This is a genomic window from Burkholderiales bacterium, assembly GCA_013695435.1.
Lineage (GTDB): Bacteria > Pseudomonadota > Gammaproteobacteria > Burkholderiales > JACMKV01 > JACMKV01.
Genome location: JACDAM010000016.1, coordinates 1 through 16544, shown reverse-complemented (window position 1 = coordinate 16544; position 16544 = coordinate 1). Strand labels below are relative to the sequence as shown.

Genomic DNA, 16544 nt, shown 5'->3' with positions numbered 1-16544 from the left:
TTCGCCCTGCAAGACTTCGCGCTTGATTTCGAGACCGACCAGAAAAAAGAAGATGGCCATCAAGCCATCGTTGACCCATAGCAGCAACGGCTTGGCGATGTGCAGATCAGCAACGCGAATTTCGACCGGTATCGCGAGCAGCGATTGGTACAAACCACGTAGCGGTGAATTGCTGAAGATCAGCGCCAGTGCGGCGGCCGCGACGAGCACGAGGCCGCCGGCGGATTCGAGTTTCAGGAAATCACGGATGGTCAGAAGCATGTGCGGTTATTGGCGAACCTCTGGGTCAAGCGTCATTCCCGTGCAAACGCGTCATTTCCCGTGCAAACGGGAATCCAGAGTCGCTGAGTATTCGTAACGTGCAAAACCTCTGGATTCCCGCTTGCGCGGGAAAGACAATTTGCGATTAATCAGAGGTTCGTGATAATGCCAGCGCCCTTTCACACTGTCTTGAGAAAGTCCCGCGCCACTGCCTCGCCATGCGCCATCAGCGTCGCGATGAATTCGGAACTGCGATCGAGTTTGGATGCGTAATCGAGATCGAGCCCAAGCGCGATGCGGCGAACGAGGACCGGCTTGAAGCGTTCTTTCGGCAGCCAGCGTTTCGCAATCCATTCGTTGACGCGTTCGATAAAAGCGATCTCCTGATTCAGCGACAGGTTGCCGGCCAATTCATTGCGGCGGTCTTCGATTTCCTGCACGCGGACCGGCTCGGCTGCGACCGCCTGGGGATTGATCTGCACGATCCATATTTCATCCGGCTTGTCGCTGGCATCCTCGATTTCGCTCAGGAATTCGCGCACCGGCGGGTTTTGCGAGAACAGCCCGTCCCAATAGACCGCGCCGTCGATGTGCATCGCGCGGAACAGATTCGGCACCGCCGCCGAGGCAAGAATATGCTCGACGCGCAACCGCGCTCCGCGAAACACGGTGAACATGCCCGAGCGCACTTCGACCGCGCCGATCAGCAAACCGGGGCTACCGAGGTGAACGAGGTTCGGCAGTTCGGCAAACGGCACCAGCTCCTCAAGCAAGCGCGTGAGCTGGAAGCGCGCGGTTTCGGGAAAGGAATACGGACTGATCTCGGGCAGCGCGATGCTGCCGCGCAAACGGTTGATCGAAACCAGCGCAAGGTTGACCAGCGCATCGAACGGCAACCGCGCGGCGTTCCTGGTCCAGAAGGATCGCAACAATTCGATGCCGAGTCGGCGATCGCCGCGCAGCAGCCCGTACCACGCCAGCAGCGCACAGATCGCGCCGCCCGAAGTCCCGGACAGCCCAACGATCCGGTGGCTCGCATCGAGTTCGCGCAACAGCGTTCGCAACACGCCGGCCGTGAACGCGGTGTGGCTGCCGCCGCCCTGGCAGGCGATAGCGATGCGCTTAGTTTGGGAGGAGTCCATATGGGAAGGGTCAGCCCCATTGCTGGCGATGCATTGCTATTTCCAGTCGAGATTCAACTTCCTGTGCGACGCCGCGCAGTCCCGAAGGTACAGGTTGATAAGGCTCTGGTACGAAATGCCAACCTCTTCGGAGATTGTTTTGAAGTACGCGATCGAGTCTTCGTAGAGCCGAATGTGATTTGCTTGTTCAGCTGTGCGGCATACGGATTCTTGCGTGATTTCGAGAAATCGTATTCCTTACGCATGTGGGGTAGCCTCTATGTACAGGAGCTCGACTCGCGTGCTGCTGCCTTGCGTGCCGAAATGATGTGAATGACATTGCCCTCACTTCGGTAGCAGTGGCAGACCAGGAGCAACCGAAGCGCGTTGCTCCGCCCCACCAGAACGAAGCGCTCCTCTTCCTCGGGGTGGTCAGGGTCGTCGATCAACCGAGCACGTTCATCGAAGAAGGCAGTCCTGGCCTCGTCGAAGGACACGCCGTGCTTCGCCCAGATTTTTCTTTGCTGTTATTCCCGTACTAAGCGACCGCCGCGGGCCGCCGCTGCATGCGCACGAGGCAGCGGTCGATCCATTGCGCGGTCAATTTTTCCTGCACCGAATTCTGCGCGAGGCGCGCGTTCAGTCCGGCGAAATCGACGCTGTCGAGCAATTGATCCTGGTTGAAGCACGAAAATACATAGCGCGTTGCGCCCGTCGCGGGATCGATTTGCGGCTGCAGACATTGCGCGCAAATTTCTTTCATCATGCATTGCATCGGCGAATTGATCGAGCCGATCGCGATATGCGAGGACTTCAGGTGCGGCTTCAGAATTGCGTGGCGCGCGATGCCGACCGCATCCATCATGCGATCCGAGCCGATGGCGATTATGCGATCGACATCATGCATCGCGAGCGGCTGCTGTCCGAGTTCGCCTTCGGCATAGGCCAGCATGCTCTGCACGATATTGCCGACGAACGCGCGATCCTGCGGGCGATTCGGCGTGAAACCCGGCGCTTCATCCGAACACCAGACGACGACATCGGCCGCGGCTTCGATATCCGCGACCTTGTAGCGGTCGATCATCTTTTTGTAGCCGGCGAAATACAGCACTTTGCTGCCGGCCTGGCGCAGCGCCTGGCCGATCGAAAACAGCACGGCGTTGCCAAGCCCGCCGCCGACCAGCATCACTGTTTCGTCATGCGGAATTTCGGTCGGCGATCCGGTCGGGCCCATCAGCACAACCGGTTCACCGGGTTCGAGCAGCGCGCACAAATCGGCCGAGCCGCCGAGTTCAAGGACGATGGTCGAAACCAGCCCGCGTTCCGTGTCGACCCAAGCGCCGGTCAGCGCCAGACCTTCCATGGCGAGACGTGTGCCGTCGACCAGCGGCGCCCGCGTTTCGTAATTCTGCAAACGGTAGAATTGCCCGGGCCGAAAACGCCGCGCGGCAAGAGGCGCCCTGACCACGACTTCGACGATGGTCGGCGTCAGCCGGTTGACCTCATGCACGGTCGCGCGCAGATCGCGATTGAGTCCCGCGATAAACGCGGCGGCATTCACCGATGATGTGGGCGCGACGAGGCCGAGCACGCCGCTGATGACCGGATATCCCTGCTTGGCGCTGCCCATGGCTTTCACCACGTTGCCGAAATAGGACGGGTGCAAATCACCGAAAAAACTGATGAAACGGCCGTCGTTGCGTTTCGACAGCAACACGCGGGCTTGCGCCGGCTTCGAACTCGCGCGCTCCGGGGTGACCGGTTGACCGGTTTCATCGCAGGCACGGAAATAGCGGCCGTCGAGCACAAAGTTGTCGGCGTCTTCGCGCGCCAATACCGTATTTGGCTGCGTACCTGCCGCGATCAGCACAGTGCGCGCGGCAAGCTCGGTCTCCCCGGCATCCGTCCACTTGCCGTCTTCCGTGCGCTTTTGCACCGCCAGACGAATCGCGCGCGCGTAACCGCCTTCATCGATTTCTATGCGCAGCGGGCTCAGACCTTCGCTGAAAGCGATGCCTTCCTGCAGCGCTTTTTCGACTTCTTCGTGGTTCAGGGTGTAGGACGGGCTGTCGATCAGACCTTTGCGATAGGCGATGGTGACGCCGCCCCAGGCGCGCAGCAATTCCAGAATGCGCGGCTCGCGGCGCGCTGCCGCGGCCTGCCTGCGTTCTTCGCGGATCTGACGCGCATGACGCAGGAATTCGTCTGCGATCTCCTGCTCGTGCGGCGTCCACGCGGCGCGCACCGCGGCCTTTCCCTTGGACGCAACCAGCGCATCGTAGCGCTGCAAAAACTTTTCGACCTGCAGCGGATAGTAGGCGAGCGCTTCGGTCGCCGTGTCGATCGCGGTCAGGCCGCCGCCGATAACGACCACCGGCAGACGAATTTGCATGTTGGCGATCGAGTCGGGCTTGGCGGCGCCGGTCAGTTGCAGCGCCATCAGGAAATCCGACGCGGTACGCACGCCGCGCGCCAGTCCGTTCGGCATGTCGAGCACGGTTGGGCGTCCGGCGCCGGCGGCGAGCGCGATGTGATCGAAAGCCATGCCTCCGGCATCCACTGGAGCGAAAGCATGTTCAACCGTCAGCGTGCCGCCAAAGCGGACGCCGCCAAACAGCGCGAATTGCGCACGGCGCTCGAGCAACAGCCGGATCAGCTTCAGGAAATTCTTGTCCCAGCGCACCGTAATGCCATATTCGGCGACGCCGCCGAAGCCTGCCATGACACGGTCACCCAGCGCTTCGTACAGTTCGGCGATATCGCGGATCGGTTTGAACGCGACACGCTCGCCTCGCGCGTCAACGCCTGAAATCTCCGGTGGCAAAGGCTCGATTTTCAAACCGTCGATGCCGATCACGACGTGACCGTCGTTCATCAAATGATGGGCGAGCGTGAAGCCGGCCGGACCCATACCCGCGATCAGGACGCGCTTGCCGCTATCGGCTTGCGGGTACGGACGGCGCAGGTCGAGCGGATTCCAGCGCGTCAGCAGACTGTAGATTTCGAAGCCCCACGGCAATGCGAGCACGTCTTTCAAGGTGCGCGTTTCCGATTGCGGAATATTGACCGGCTCCTGCTTCTGGTAAATGCACGATTTCATGCAGTCATTGCAGATGCGGTGGCCGGTCGCCGCGCACATCGGGTTGTCGACCACGATCATGGCGAGGGCGCCGATCGCATGGCCTTGCGTTTTGACTTCGTGGAATTCGGAGATTTTTTGTTCGAGCGGGCAGCCGGCAAGGGTGACGCCGAAAGGGCTTTTTTTGAATGTGGCAGCGGTCGATTTCTGCAAACTGGCACCGGCTCCGCTATCGTTCCCCCCTTCAAAAGGCAGGGGCGGTTTGACGACGCCGGTTTGCAGTACGTTTTCGCCAACTCCATCTTCATTCCCCGCTTTGGCAAAGGCGGGTTGTGGTTTGAGGGCGTCCAGCAAATCGCTGCCGCCCGCATCGGCCTGCTTTTCCGTCTTCGGCGACGGCGTCTTGATCTTTTCCTTGAGGCCCGTCGAGCACGAATCCTTATCCTGATGATGACACCAGATGCAGTAGTTTGCCTGATCGAGCGCGCCGACGAGATCGGTCCCGGAATCGGTCAGGCCGAACCCTTCGCGGCGGCGCAGATGATGCTCGGCGATGCGGTACGTGCGCGTGCCATTTTCTTCCACGAGCACCGCGGGAACGAGATGCTGAAAGTCGAGCTTGCCAGGCGCTTTGAACAGCACACCGTCGTGATGGCGCTCACGTCCGGCGGGCGTATGCAGCGCCCAGGCGGCATAGCGCGCGGCGAGATCGAGATCGGCGGCATGCACAGCCTCGTCCTGTTGCCAGGCCATGACCTGGCGCGCGAATGCCAGTTCGGAAAATGCCGCGGGGCGGGATTCGGACCCGGCTGCACTCGCCACCGGCGGCGCGCCGCTAACGCTGTATTCGGGCATCGTGGCAGTGCGGTCGCGTTCCGGCGCAATCGATGCCGCCAGCTCTTTTTCAAGCGCGAGGCCATCGAAGGTCGCGGCGATGTCCGGCTTGATTTTTGTTGCCGCGCGGCGCTGCACAAACAGGCGCTTGCAGCTATACAACGGGGCGAGTTCTTGATGGCGCGCCGACAGCGCCTGCGCTTCGGCTTCGATGCCGAACAGTTGCGCGACAAAATCGTCGATATGTGGCGCCAAGGCAATCAGCAGTTCGGATTCCTGCTTTTTTTGCAATGCCCCGGGTTGGGCGCGCGCCGCTTCCACATTCGCGCACAGGCTCGCATCGCTTTCCCGCAGGAAAGCCAGAAAAGCCGCGTCGACGCGCAGCAAGCCGGCGCGCTCGTATAAATTCTCGAAAACGAGGCCGTGTTGCAAATTCAGGCCGTGGCGCGAATTCAGGGTCATGCCTGTCTATCCAGTAAGCTATCCAGTGAGAAAGGCGGCATCCCGCGATTGCTGCAATCTCAGTGAGCCGGAAGCGTTAAAATACGACGAACGACTGAGCAAGCGGGCCAAGGTGGCGGGGGCGCGGCGAAACAAGGCGGCCATTATAGCAGTCGCTGCACCGCGCAAAAACCGTCTGTGCCGCCGCACGGAAACCGTGCTGTGATGGTCGATCGATGTCCTTGTCCATGCCTTGAAATCGCGCCAATGGCCGAAGCGAACCGTTCATTCATTTTCGTGTCTCCTTATGTCTATGCCTGACGATCCCATGCGTTTTATGTGGGCCGAAGCGTGCGAGATGCTGACGCGCGCTGATCGCCTGCACCGTCAATTTTTCCAGCTCGGCAAGCCCGCTGCGGCAAAACCGACGTGGCAGCCGCCGGTCGATATTTTCGAAACCGACGCGGAATTGCGCATCATCGTCGCCTTGCCGGGCGTTGAAGCCCGAAATCTTGAAGTCGACCTCGATTCGGGCGAGCTCGTCATCGCCGCCGAGCGCCCGCTGCCGGCAGGCGCGCGCCCGGCGCTCATCCATCGGCTGGAAATTCCTTATGGCCGGCTCGAGCGGCGCATCGATCTGCCGCAAATCAGGATGCAGCTCGTCAAGAACGATCTCTTGAATGGCTGCCTGACGCTGGTATTGAGAAAGCTATGAGCGAGATCCGTCCGGACGGCATCGCCAAAACCGAAGCGGGCGCCACTCCCGGCCAGATTCAGCCGGAGAACGAGTCCGCCGCGCAACGCGAGATTCTCACCGACAAGCCTCTGCCCGACGATGCGCTGATCATTCTGCCGGTGCGCAACCTTGTGCTGTTTCCCGGTGTGATCCTGCCGATCACGGTCGGCCGCAAGCGTTCGATCGCCGCCGCCCAAGAAGCGATGCGCAGCGAGCGTCCGCTCGGCGTTGTGCTGCAGCGTGATGCCGAAGTCGCGGCGCCCGGCCCCGGCGAGTTTCACATGACCGGTACGGTGGCCGCCGTCGTGCGTTATCTGACCGCGCCCGACGGCAGCCATCACGTCGTTTGCCAGGGCGAGCAGCGTTTTCAGATCAAGGAATTTTTGCGCGGCTACCCGTTTTTCGCGGCGAACATCGAACGCATCGAAGAGCCGGCCGCGGGCGGCCCGGAAATCGAAGCGCGCATGTTGCAGGTCAAGCAACAGACGACCGAACTGCTGTCGCTGATGCCGCAGGCTTCACAGGAACTGATAGCGGCGGTGCAGGGCATCAGTTCGGCATCCGCGCTGGCCGATCTGGTTGCGAGTTTTCTCGATCTGAAGATTGCCGACAAGCAGCAAATTCTCGAGACCATCGACTTGCAGGCGAGGCTCGATCTCATCCTGCAATTTATCGGCGGGCGCCTCGAAGTGCTGCGTCTGTCGCACGAGATCGGCAAACAGACGCAGCAGAATCTCGAAGAGCGGCAGCGCGAACATTTGCTGCGCGAGCAGTTGAAGACGATACAGAAAGAGCTGGGCGATTCCGAGGACAATTCGGCCGAGATTGCCGACCTCGAAAAAGCGATTGCCGATGCGCGTATGCCGGAAGAAGTGGACACGCACGCGAAAAAAGAACTGCGCAGGCTGCAGCGCATGCCGGAAGCCGCCGGTGAATATCCGATGCTGCGGACCTACCTCGATTGGCTGGTCGAATTGCCGTGGTCGATCACGACCGCCGGCGCCGTCGACATCAACGAAGCGCGCAAGGTCCTCGATCAGGATCACTACGGCCTCGATAAAATCAAGCGCCGCATTCTCGAATATCTGGCGGTGCGCAAGCTAAATCCGGAAGGCAACAGTCCGATCCTGTGCTTTGTCGGCCCGCCCGGCGTTGGCAAAACTTCGCTCGGTCAAAGCATTGCCAAAGCGACCAATCGCAAGTTCGTGCGCGCGAGCCTCGGCGGCGTGCACGACGAAGCCGAGTTGCGCGGCCATCGCCGCACCTATATCGGCGCGCTGCCCGGAAACATCATTCAGGGATTGCGCCGCGCCGGCGCCCGCGATTGCGTATTCATGCTTGACGAGATGGACAAGCTTGGCCAGGGCTTTCATGGCGATCCGGCGTCGGCTTTGCTGGAAGTGCTCGATCCGGAGCAGAACAATACGTTTCGCGACAACTATCTCGCCGTCCCTTTCGATCTTTCGAAAGTGCTGTTCGTCGCAACTGCCAACGTGCTCGATACGATTCCCGGTCCGCTGCGCGACCGCATGGAGATCATCCAGCTTTCCGGTTACACGGAGCAGGAAAAAATGGAGATCGCCCACCGCTATCTGGTGCAGCGGCAAATGACCGCGAACGGTTTACAAGACGGACAGGCGCAAATCACCGATGCAGCTTTGCACGCCATCATCCACGATTACACGCGTGAAGCCGGCGTGCGCAGCCTCGAACGCACAGTCGGCGCCGTGTTGCGCAACGTCGCCATGCGCATCGCCGAGGGGACCGCGGAACAGGTTACTGTCGATGTCGGCGATCTGCACGCGATCCTTGGCGCGCGGCGTTTTGAAAGCGAAGTCGCCATGCGCGCCGGCGTACCCGGGGTTGCGACCGGGCTCGCGTGGACGCCGGTCGGCGGCGACATTCTGTTTATCGAAGCGACGCGCATTCCCGGCAGCGGCAAGCTGATCCTGACCGGTCAGTTGGGCGACGTCATGAAGGAAAGCGCGCAGGCAGCGTTGAGCCTGGTCAAATCGAAAAGCGCGGACTTCCTGATTCCGGCCGAGCTGTTCGAGAAAAACGACATACACATCCACGTGCCGGCCGGCGCAACACCGAAAGATGGCCCAAGCGCGGGCGTTGCCATGTTCACCGCACTGGTTTCGCTGATGACTGATAATGCGATCAAGAGCGATACCGCGATGACCGGCGAAATCAGCCTGCGCGGACTCGTTCTGCCGGTCGGCGGCATCAAGGAAAAGGTCATCGCCGCCATGCGCGCCGGCATCACGACGGTGCTGCTGCCGGCGCGCAACCAACGCGATTTCGAAGAGATTCCGGCCGAGGCGCGCGACAAGCTCAAGTTCGTCTGGCTCGAGCGCGTCGAAGACGCCGCCGCCGCGGCATTCAATCGCGCACTGGTGGCGGAGCAGGAAAGCGCATGAATTGAACGCACTGCCGGAACACGAGCGCTTCGTTATCCTGAAAGCGCAGCAATCGTCGATCGACAACACGAGGAGAACGACATGACAAACGCATCGCGTCTCACCAGACTGATATGCGCAATCGCGCTCGCCGCTGCGGCCGGGTTCAGTGCAGGCGCGTTGGCTCAAGACTGGCCGAGCAAGACCGTCACTATCGTCGTCCCCTGGCCGCCAGGCGGCCCGTCCGACATCGCGGCGCGTCCGGTGGCGAAAGCGTTGACCGAAAAGCTTGGCCAGACGTTTGTTATCGATAATCGCGGCGGTGGCGGCGGCAATATCGGCAGCGCGGCAGTCGTGGCGGCGGCGCCCGATGGCTACACGCTATTGATCACTTCGAGCGCGCCTATCGTCATCAACCCGAGCCTGTACAGGAAAATGACGTTCGACCCGGCCAAGGACCTGGCGCCGATCACCAATCTGCTGCGGGTGCCTCTGGTGCTGGTCGCGCATCCTTCGGTTCCGGCAAAAAACCTGAAGGAGCTGATGGCGTTGATCAAAAAGGATCAAGGCAAGTTTCAGTATGCGTCCTCCGGCAACGGCACACCGCAGCATATGACGAGCGAATTGTTCAAGACGGTGGCCAATCTCGACATGATCCACGTCCCGTACAAAGGCTCGGCGCCAGCGACGCAGGATGTGCTCGGCGGCCATGTGCCGATCATGTTCGACAGCATGATTGCCATCCTGCCGCACATCAAGGCCGGCAAGGTGAAAGCGATAGCCGTGACGAGCGCCGCGCGCGTGCCGCAGTTTCCGGACATTCCGACGTTTGCCGAATCGGGTTTGCCCGGCGTCGAGTCTTACGCGTGGTACGGATTTTTCGCGCCGGCCGGGACGCCGAAAGACGTCATCGCGAAGCTGAATCGCGAAACCCTGGCAACCATGAAACGACCCGGTTTCCAGAAAATACTCGCCGATACCGGATCGGATTTCGTCGGCGACACGCCGGAAAAATTCGGCGCCTTCATCAAGGCCGAGGCGGCGAAATGGTCGAAGGTGGTCAAAGACAGCGGCGCGACAGTCGATTAAAGTCGATTGAATCAGCCCGCAGCGTCCGAACCGGGCCCCGATCCGAGCCCCGAACCGAACCGAATGGTCGGCGTGATCCCGGCGGCCGGGCGAGCAACCCGGCTCGGCGCTTTGCCCTCCAGCAAGGAATTGCTGCCGATCGGCACGCAAGCCGCAAAAGGCGGTGAGCGGCGCCCCAAGGTCGTAGCGCAATATCTGATCGAAAAAATGCAGCTTGCCGGCGCCAGCCGCATTTACATCGTTCTGCGCAGCGGCAAGTGGGATATCGCCGACTATTTCGGCGACGGTTCTCGCCTCGGTCTGTCGATCGCCTACCTATTGGTCGACGAACCTTACGGACCGCCGTTTACCGCGAATCAGGCCACGCCTTTCGTCGGCGATGCGATTGTGCTGTTCGGCTTTCCGGATATCCTGTTGCAACCCGCAAATATTTTTTCGCTGGCGGTCGAGCGTCTGCGCGTGAGCAAAGCCGATATCGTGATCGGAACCTTCCCGGCGCGGCATGCCGATAATGTCGATTCGATCGAGACAGCGCCGAGCGGCCGCGTGCGGCGCCTCGTGCCCAAGGAAGACCCGGACCACGTGCTACGGCCGGCCCATCATCCGACGTATATGTTCGCCGTATGGCGGCCTTCGTTTACGGCATTTCTGCGTGCTGATGTGGAGCGCCTGCGAGCTATCGCGCATGCCCAAGGCGCGGGCTTGCCGCCTGAGTGGCCGATGGGAACGGTCATCGCATCGGCGATCGCGGCCGGATTGCATGTCAACAGCATGTTCTACGATAACGGCCGCTTCCTCGATATCGGAACACCGGACAGGCTCGTCGCGGCGCGCGCAAAACCGGAAGCATGGAATGGCTGAAGCGGACCGGAGTGGGCCGAAGCCAGCCGCAGGAGAACTTCCGATAGCGTTCTGGTTGATACCGGCGCAGCCGCGACTGGACCAGTTCCGCGCGTTGATTTCCTCGTTAGCGCGCGAATACGATGCGCCGGTGTTCGAACCGCACATCACGCTGCACCTCGGTCTGCGGACGGCGCGAGATGATATCGCGGAGTTGCTGCAAGGGGTCGCCGCGACAAGCGAACCGATTACCCTTGTCGCCGGAAACACATCTCACAGCGATGCGCTGTTCAAAACGCTTTTCGTGGAGTTCGGCGATTCGGAGCTACGCGCCCTGCACTGCCAATCCCAGGCAGGCTTAGAACGGTTTTCGGAATACGCCCTCGCTCCGCATCTGAGCCTGCTCTACAAAGAGGTGCCAGCGGGATCGCGCGCCGCGCTTGCCGAACGCCACGCTTACGCCGGTCAGCGCATCGTTTTCGATACAATCGCCGCGGTTCGACCCGCTGCGGGGCAGTCCGACTGGTCCGAAATACAAAGATGGGATAGCTCGCTGCGCCAGTCGCTGCGTTCCACGCAGGCTTAGCTCGAATCCGCCCAGCCCGCCTCATGTCGATCCGGCGCTAGCCGAATGCGCCACGCGGCGCATTCTCTTGCCCGGTTATTTCTAGAAGAATGTCCCGCGCAACTCGATACCGTCTTTCTTGCCGGAAACGATGCGCACGATTCTTTCCGCGTCGGCCGAAATTTCCATAGTGATTTCGGACGCTCCGCCGCGGCAGATGCCCTTGGTCTCCCCTTTGATCACGTGATCGCCGGCAGGCAGGAAAAGCGCAATTTTCTCCGCGGGGCGAAGGTCGGCGACCGGCGTGTTATCGACGGATACTCTGATATCGCAAGCAGCCCTCACCACGCCGCTATCTCGTTTGACCACCAGACGCCCGGTTCCCGGCGCCTGTGAACGCCACTTTTGCGTCAGTATGCGGGAGGCAGGGAGATCGTCAGTTCGCGAGGTCGCGACCGGGCCCGCCGCACAACCGTGCAGCAACACGCTTATCAGGACGGGGATGAAGCAAGTTTTCACCGAGGCGTGTGGCCTGATCGGAAGTCTCGGAGGCTAGAACGTTGCAGGCGCGGGCGGAAACTGACGCCGATCGCAGATCTTTAAATATCCTGTACGATAAAACGTTTACTGAATTTCAGCGAGCTTCCAGCGAAGACTCAGAGACGATTTTAACGGATACATGACCGTTTTATTGCACTGCAATATTTTCCTTGACAGTACTGATCTTCAAGCCTTACCATGGCGTTACTGCATTGCAACAAATATTGCAGTATCACCTAAGGAGAAACTCCCCATGAACAATATCGCTATCCCGGTCAAGAATCTTACCACTGCCAACCTTGAATCGATTTCACGTTTTACGCAGGCCCCGGAAATCGTCGAAGCTACCAAAAACAGCATCGAGCAGTATTTTTCGCTGGTTCAGGAAAGCTTTAAACAAGTCACACAGTCCAAAGCGTTTAACCAGTTGAACCAGGCGCTGGCCTCTAATTACCAGCGCTTTGCTGACGAGTACACGAAAAGCGTTCTTGGGTTATTTTCGCAAGGGCAGGATCTGCTGCGCCAGCAAGTCGAACAAGGCAGCCGCCGTTTTCAGCAAATTACCGAAGCAGGTAATCGGGTCGTAAAAGCGGGAGCGGAAGCCGGTACGGATGCGGCAAACGAAGCCAGCGACAATGCGGATGAAGCGGCCAGCAAGATGGAGCAAATCTCTAAAGGAAGGCAGGGCAACAAGCGCTAGTTTGGGCTGACTTGAAGTATGGAGCGCCGCCTTTTCAGGCGGCGTTTTCTTTTACGCGCACAGGAATATCAACTCGATCGCGTGCGAGAATGGACGTTCGCTGCGGATGTTCGTTCCGGATTGCTATCTGAAAACCAAATCTGGAAGGTAAGGAATAACGAATAACGCGGAGCCCGCGTGACGCTATATCGAGGCAACCTACCTTGCCCAAGCTAAGCCTGTACGCCGAAATGGCAGCCGTCGATTATCTGCAGGAAACGGGTCAAGCTGACCTCGACGCGCGCTGGATTGCCGGGTACTTTCAGGATGCCGGCGTGTTGGACGAGTATCCACGGCAGGACTTGGTCGCGTTTGCCGAAATGGTACAAAAAGCGCTGGACAAAGAAGTCGAAAGAATTCGAAATGCCGCGATATTCGTGCCGGACAACGTCATCCCCTTGGGGAAGCCACGGCGGAGAACCTGAGAGCCAATGGCTTGATCGCTGCGGCTTCGTTCCCCATTGCAGGGCTTTCTTCCGAGCATACTATCCAAAGCGCTCATTGCGTTGATTCATGACTCTGATTCAGCCAGTTACAGAACGCCCGCATCGATTCACGCTGCATCGAAACGCGCAGGAAAAGGCCGGGGCCAAGAAGGAATTCGATTCCCTCCGAGTCAGTACCCAGTGCCAGAGGCTGTGCGCTCAAGGCATGGATCGTACTGAGCGGATGATCGCGGTGCGTGAAACCGGAGTGCAGCGCCAAGAGATCCCTGATCAGTTGAGCCTGCCCCGACCGAGACAAATGAACCGGCTGCACGTTGCCCTTTGCATCAAGAAACTCGATTTCGGTAGCATCCGGATTGTCCTTGGTGCGCCGTGCGCTCAAGGCATTGAAAATCTCTGCTTTCATGGTTTTGCCCGTTGGTTGTCGAGGAACCGCCACAGACGCCTTTGTTTCGACCGATGTTTTGGTCCATTCCCTCGGCGCGACAGCGACGTACCCGCAACATGGGCAACTTGCATGCCATCAGCATCAATCCCAACGCAGTAGGGTCGCAGGCTTGGGGACAGGCAAAAACAGCCTGGAGATCACGTTAGTGACGATTGGTTGCTGGTTCCGTCCTCGCCCAGTGCGTGCAGCGATACTGGTAGTCGACACTTCAGCGGACTTGCTTCCGGATCAGCCCTCGTCAGCACCGTTGATGATCGATGCGAACATCAGCCCGAGCGTACACGGAGCCAGCCCCAGCAAAAGCAAAAGAATGACCTCGTGGAAGTTGTCCGGCTCATGAAACAATGTTGAGAAGGCTACGGCGATCGTAATAATGCCGGCGCACGACAACAGGGCGATGATCGTCGCAAGCTTTTTACGTTTTACAAACCTCACATTCATCGCGCCTGCCCAAATTTGTCGCAATTAGCCGATGATGGGTCATCGATTTTGCGGCTTCGAAGCTGTTTAGCAGCTTGAGTCAGCCGCAGGACGAGGTACCGCAAGGTGTGTGCCTATTTGCGGGTCAGCGCGGCGCCAGGCAAACTGGAAGGGAGAAGTTGAATGCAATTGCTGCGGGAACAACAATTCAAAGAGTTTCCGGTAGACCGCCCGTGAGCTCTGGCGCTCCCCAATCGGCATCAAGCCAACCACCGCTTTCGCCGTCGGTAATGCTTCACATCGCGAAAGCTTTTTCGGCCGCTGCTGCCTAACCCCAGGTAAAACTCTTTCACGTCTTCGTTATTTCCAAGCTCGCTCGCATTGCCATCCATCACGACGCGGCCGTTCTCCAGAATGTAGCCGTAGCTCGCCAGACGCAAAGCGACCATCGTATTCTGCTCGGCTATCAGGAAACCGACCTTCTCTTTTTCGTTCAGGTTTTTGACGATCTCGAAAATTTCTTCGACGAAACGCGGCGCCAGCCCCATCGACGGTTCATCGAGGAGGATCATCGCCGGCTTCGCCATCAGGGCGCGTCCGACCGCGGTCATCTGCTGCTCGCCGCCCGAGGTATAGCCGGACTGCGCACCGCGTCGTTCTTTCAGCCGCGGGAAATATCCGTAGACGAGCTCCAGATCCTCCCTGATTTGATTGCGGCTGGCCTTGCGCGTGTAGGCGCCGGTCAGCAGGTTCTCTTCGACCGTCAGATGCTGGAAACAATGGCGGCCTTCCATGACCTGCACGATGCCGCGTTTGACCAGATCGGAAGGGGTAAGCTGATCGATGCGCTCGCCGCGAAATTCGATGGAGCCTTTGGTGACATCACCGCGCTCGGCGCGCAGGAGATTGGAAATCGCTTTGAGCGTGGTGGTCTTGCCGGCCCCATTTGCTCCGAGGAGAGCGACGATTCCGCCCTCCGGCACTTTCAGCGATACTCCCTTCAATACCAATATGACATGGTCGTAGATGACTTCGATACTGTTAACGATCAGGAAAGATGCGGTCATCGCGCTCCCTCACACCGCTCCGCTCCCGCGTTGTTGAGGGAACGGGTGTGCGGCGCTCATGGAGCGTTGCAGATTCCGTTCGCGGTTTGATCAACTCACCGCGAACGGGCATGCAAAAAGCCCGTGGTGCGTTCGCCGCAATGCCTGTCCCGGGCAGATAGCGCCACGCTGGCTGCGCAGCGATTGGCTTCCTCACTGCGCCTCACTGCGCTGTGGCGGTTTGTTCTTTGCTGCAGTCGCGCGGCGTGATACTTTTTTCCCGCGCGTATTTGGCGGCTGATGCTTCGACCAGCGGCCGCACCATTTCACGATCGGCCGCAATCCAGTCGGAAATCACGACCCATTTTTTGCCGTCCCATTGCTGAAACTTGACGGCGCCGCCGCCTTCGTGGTCCTTGCACGAGATCGTCATCGGCTGCAGCAGATTGACCGCGCCGAGCCGCTTGATGCGCGTGTCATCGAGTTTCAGGTTCTCGATTCCCCACCGCACCTGCTCCCCGGTCAAAGGCTTCTTGCCAAACTTTTCCTGTGCGGTACGAATCGATTCGGTCGTCAAAATGCCCTGGATCACACCGCGATTATAGTAAGCCGTGCCCAGGCGTTTTGGGTCGTCCATATTGCCTTTGCCATCGTCATAAACGTGTTTTTGTATGTCCTTAAGGACCGGGAAATCGGTGCCTGACGGATGGAAGCCCGCGGCGATATAGCCTTCGGCCGCATCGCCTGCCGGGATCACGTCCTCCTCGGCGCCGCTCCACCACACGCCGACGATCTTGTCGGCCGGAAAACCCACTTTCTGGGCTGCCTTCAGGGACGCCGGATTCATGACCCCCCATCCGCGTAAAATCACCCAATCTGGTTTGTATTGGCGAATCTGCAGCCATTGCGATTGCTGCTCGTTGCCCGGCGGCGCGACTTCGATATGCTTGACCTCGAAGCCGTATTTCTGCGCCTGCAGGTCGAGTATCGGAATGGTTTCCTTGCCGTAAGCCGAGCCGTGATAGAGGTTCGCGATTTTCTTGCCCTTGAGCTTGTCCATGCCGCCTTCACGCTGGCCGATGAACTTGATTTTGGCCGTATTCTGGCTCCAGTAATTGGTAACCAGCGGGAACACGTACGGAAACACACTTCCGTCCGACGCGTCGGTGCGGCCGTAGCCCATGGAAATCACCGGAATCTTGTCAGCAGTTGCGCGTTCGATGATTGCGTAAGTAATGCCGGTCGACAGCATGTTGAATGCGGCGGCGCCGGTCGGACCTTTGTTCTTCAGGCGCTCATAGCATTCGACGCCGCGGTCATTCTTGTATTCGGTTTCGCATTCCTCCCAGACCAGCTTTACGCCGTTGATGCCGCCGTCGCGTTTGTTCAGCATTTCCATGTAATCCATCATGCCGCCGAAAATGCCGGTGCCGCCGGCTGCGTAAGGTCCGACGCGGTAAATCGGGATCGGAACGAACTGCTCGCCCGCGGCTTCCGCCGGCGCGGAAACGATCGCTTCAGCCAGCGCTACGCCCAG

Annotated in this window: 16 protein-coding genes; 7 read left to right on the top strand and 9 right to left on the bottom strand. The window is 59.6% G+C overall.

The genetic code is table 11. The annotated features are described in order from the left end of the window. The 4 genes from H0V78_01010 to H0V78_00995 form a co-directional block, all read right to left on the bottom strand. Positions 1 to 261 (bottom strand): Na+/H+ antiporter NhaA (locus H0V78_01010; GenBank protein ID MBA2350400.1); only part of this gene is annotated, 261 nt, incomplete at its 3' end. Between the two features lie 179 nt (positions 262 to 440). After that, positions 441 to 1403 (bottom strand): patatin-like phospholipase family protein, encoded by a 963-nt coding sequence (locus H0V78_01005; GenBank protein ID MBA2350399.1) that lies wholly within the window; start codon positions 1401 to 1403, stop codon positions 441 to 443. A 257-nt stretch (positions 1404 to 1660) separates the two neighbouring features. After that, positions 1661 to 1897 carry a BrnT family toxin gene (locus H0V78_01000; GenBank protein ID MBA2350398.1) on the bottom strand — a complete coding sequence of 79 codons (237 nt, stop codon included), beginning with the start codon at positions 1895 to 1897 and terminating at the stop codon, positions 1661 to 1663. Between the two features lie 23 nt (positions 1898 to 1920). Further along, the gene (locus H0V78_00995; GenBank protein MBA2350397.1) at positions 1921 to 4923 is read right to left on the bottom strand and encodes an FAD-dependent oxidoreductase; all 3003 of its coding nucleotides are present in this window, start codon (positions 4921 to 4923) and stop codon (positions 1921 to 1923) included. A gap of 1150 nt (positions 4924 to 6073) precedes the next feature. Between H0V78_00995 and H0V78_00990 the strand changes: the two genes are divergently transcribed. The 5 genes from H0V78_00990 to H0V78_00970 all read left to right on the top strand — a co-directional run bounded on the left by H0V78_00990 (position 6074) and on the right by H0V78_00970 (position 11389). Next, positions 6074 to 6451, top strand: coding sequence for an Hsp20/alpha crystallin family protein (locus H0V78_00990; GenBank protein MBA2350396.1), 378 nt, complete (start codon positions 6074 to 6076; stop codon positions 6449 to 6451). Next, positions 6448 to 8895, top strand: coding sequence for an endopeptidase La (gene lon / locus H0V78_00985; GenBank protein MBA2350395.1), 2448 nt, complete (start codon positions 6448 to 6450; stop codon positions 8893 to 8895). The genes H0V78_00990 and lon overlap by 4 nt, the downstream gene beginning before the upstream one ends. 81 nt (positions 8896 to 8976) lie before the next feature. After that, a complete protein-coding gene (locus tag H0V78_00980) occupies positions 8977 to 9963 on the top strand; it encodes a tripartite tricarboxylate transporter substrate binding protein (protein ID MBA2350394.1) in 987 nt (328 codons plus the stop codon). 63 nt (positions 9964 to 10026) lie between these two features. Beyond that, a complete protein-coding gene (locus H0V78_00975) occupies positions 10027 to 10824 on the top strand; it encodes a dTDP-glucose pyrophosphorylase (GenBank protein MBA2350393.1) in 798 nt (265 codons plus the stop codon). Further along, positions 10817 to 11389, top strand: a complete 573-nt coding sequence (locus tag H0V78_00970; protein ID MBA2350392.1) for a hypothetical protein — start codon at positions 10817 to 10819, stop codon at positions 11387 to 11389. Before H0V78_00975 ends, H0V78_00970 begins: the two co-directional genes overlap by 8 nt. A gap of 81 nt (positions 11390 to 11470) precedes the next feature. Here the strand turns inward: H0V78_00970 and H0V78_00965 are convergent, their stop codons facing one another. Further along, positions 11471 to 11887, bottom strand: a complete 417-nt coding sequence (locus H0V78_00965; protein ID MBA2350391.1) for a hypothetical protein — start codon at positions 11885 to 11887, stop codon at positions 11471 to 11473. Between the two features lie 274 nt (positions 11888 to 12161). On the opposite strand from H0V78_00965, the gene H0V78_00960 reads away from it, so the two are divergent. Together H0V78_00960 and H0V78_00955 are read left to right on the top strand one after the other, a co-directional pair. Continuing rightward, positions 12162 to 12608: a hypothetical protein gene (locus H0V78_00960; GenBank protein ID MBA2350390.1), complete on the top strand. Its 447-nt coding sequence runs from the start codon at positions 12162 to 12164 to the stop codon at positions 12606 to 12608. Between the two features lie 203 nt (positions 12609 to 12811). After that, positions 12812 to 13072 (top strand): hypothetical protein, encoded by a 261-nt coding sequence (locus H0V78_00955; GenBank protein MBA2350389.1) that lies wholly within the window; start codon positions 12812 to 12814, stop codon positions 13070 to 13072. Between the two features lie 73 nt (positions 13073 to 13145). Here the strand turns inward: H0V78_00955 and H0V78_00950 are convergent, their stop codons facing one another. From H0V78_00950 to H0V78_00935, 4 genes are all read right to left on the bottom strand, one after another. After that, positions 13146 to 13499 carry a hypothetical protein gene (locus H0V78_00950; protein MBA2350388.1) on the bottom strand — a complete coding sequence of 118 codons (354 nt, stop codon included), beginning with the start codon at positions 13497 to 13499 and terminating at the stop codon, positions 13146 to 13148. Positions 13500 to 13769: 270 nt separating this feature from the next. Beyond that, the gene (locus tag H0V78_00945) at positions 13770 to 13982 is read right to left on the bottom strand and encodes a hypothetical protein (protein ID MBA2350387.1); all 213 of its coding nucleotides are present in this window, start codon (positions 13980 to 13982) and stop codon (positions 13770 to 13772) included. Between the two features lie 239 nt (positions 13983 to 14221). Further along, a complete protein-coding gene (locus H0V78_00940) occupies positions 14222 to 15028 on the bottom strand; it encodes an ABC transporter ATP-binding protein (GenBank protein MBA2350386.1) in 807 nt (268 codons plus the stop codon). A 202-nt stretch (positions 15029 to 15230) separates the two neighbouring features. Then, positions 15231 to 16544 (bottom strand): ABC transporter substrate-binding protein, encoded by a 1314-nt coding sequence (locus tag H0V78_00935; protein MBA2350385.1) that lies wholly within the window; start codon positions 16542 to 16544, stop codon positions 15231 to 15233.

What these genes read in the sequence shown, in the direction of transcription:
- H0V78_01005 (MBA2350399.1), bottom strand. Translation starts at nt 1,403, where the DNA reads ATGGACTCCTCCCAAACTAAGCGCATCGCTATCGCCTGCCAGGGCGGC.
- H0V78_00990 (MBA2350396.1), top strand. Translation starts at nt 6,074, where the DNA reads ATGTGGGCCGAAGCGTGCGAGATGCTGACGCGCGCTGATCGCCTGCAC.
- lon (MBA2350395.1), top strand. Translation starts at nt 6,448, where the DNA reads ATGAGCGAGATCCGTCCGGACGGCATCGCCAAAACCGAAGCGGGCGCC.
- H0V78_00980 (MBA2350394.1), top strand. Translation starts at nt 8,977, where the DNA reads ATGACAAACGCATCGCGTCTCACCAGACTGATATGCGCAATCGCGCTC.
- H0V78_00975 (MBA2350393.1), top strand. Translation starts at nt 10,027, where the DNA reads ATGGTCGGCGTGATCCCGGCGGCCGGGCGAGCAACCCGGCTCGGCGCT.
- H0V78_00970 (MBA2350392.1), top strand. Translation starts at nt 10,817, where the DNA reads ATGGCTGAAGCGGACCGGAGTGGGCCGAAGCCAGCCGCAGGAGAACTT.
- H0V78_00960 (MBA2350390.1), top strand. Translation starts at nt 12,162, where the DNA reads ATGAACAATATCGCTATCCCGGTCAAGAATCTTACCACTGCCAACCTT.
- H0V78_00950 (MBA2350388.1), bottom strand. Translation starts at nt 13,499, where the DNA reads ATGAAAGCAGAGATTTTCAATGCCTTGAGCGCACGGCGCACCAAGGAC.
- H0V78_00945 (MBA2350387.1), bottom strand. Translation starts at nt 13,982, where the DNA reads ATGAATGTGAGGTTTGTAAAACGTAAAAAGCTTGCGACGATCATCGCC.
- H0V78_00940 (MBA2350386.1), bottom strand. Translation starts at nt 15,028, where the DNA reads ATGACCGCATCTTTCCTGATCGTTAACAGTATCGAAGTCATCTACGAC.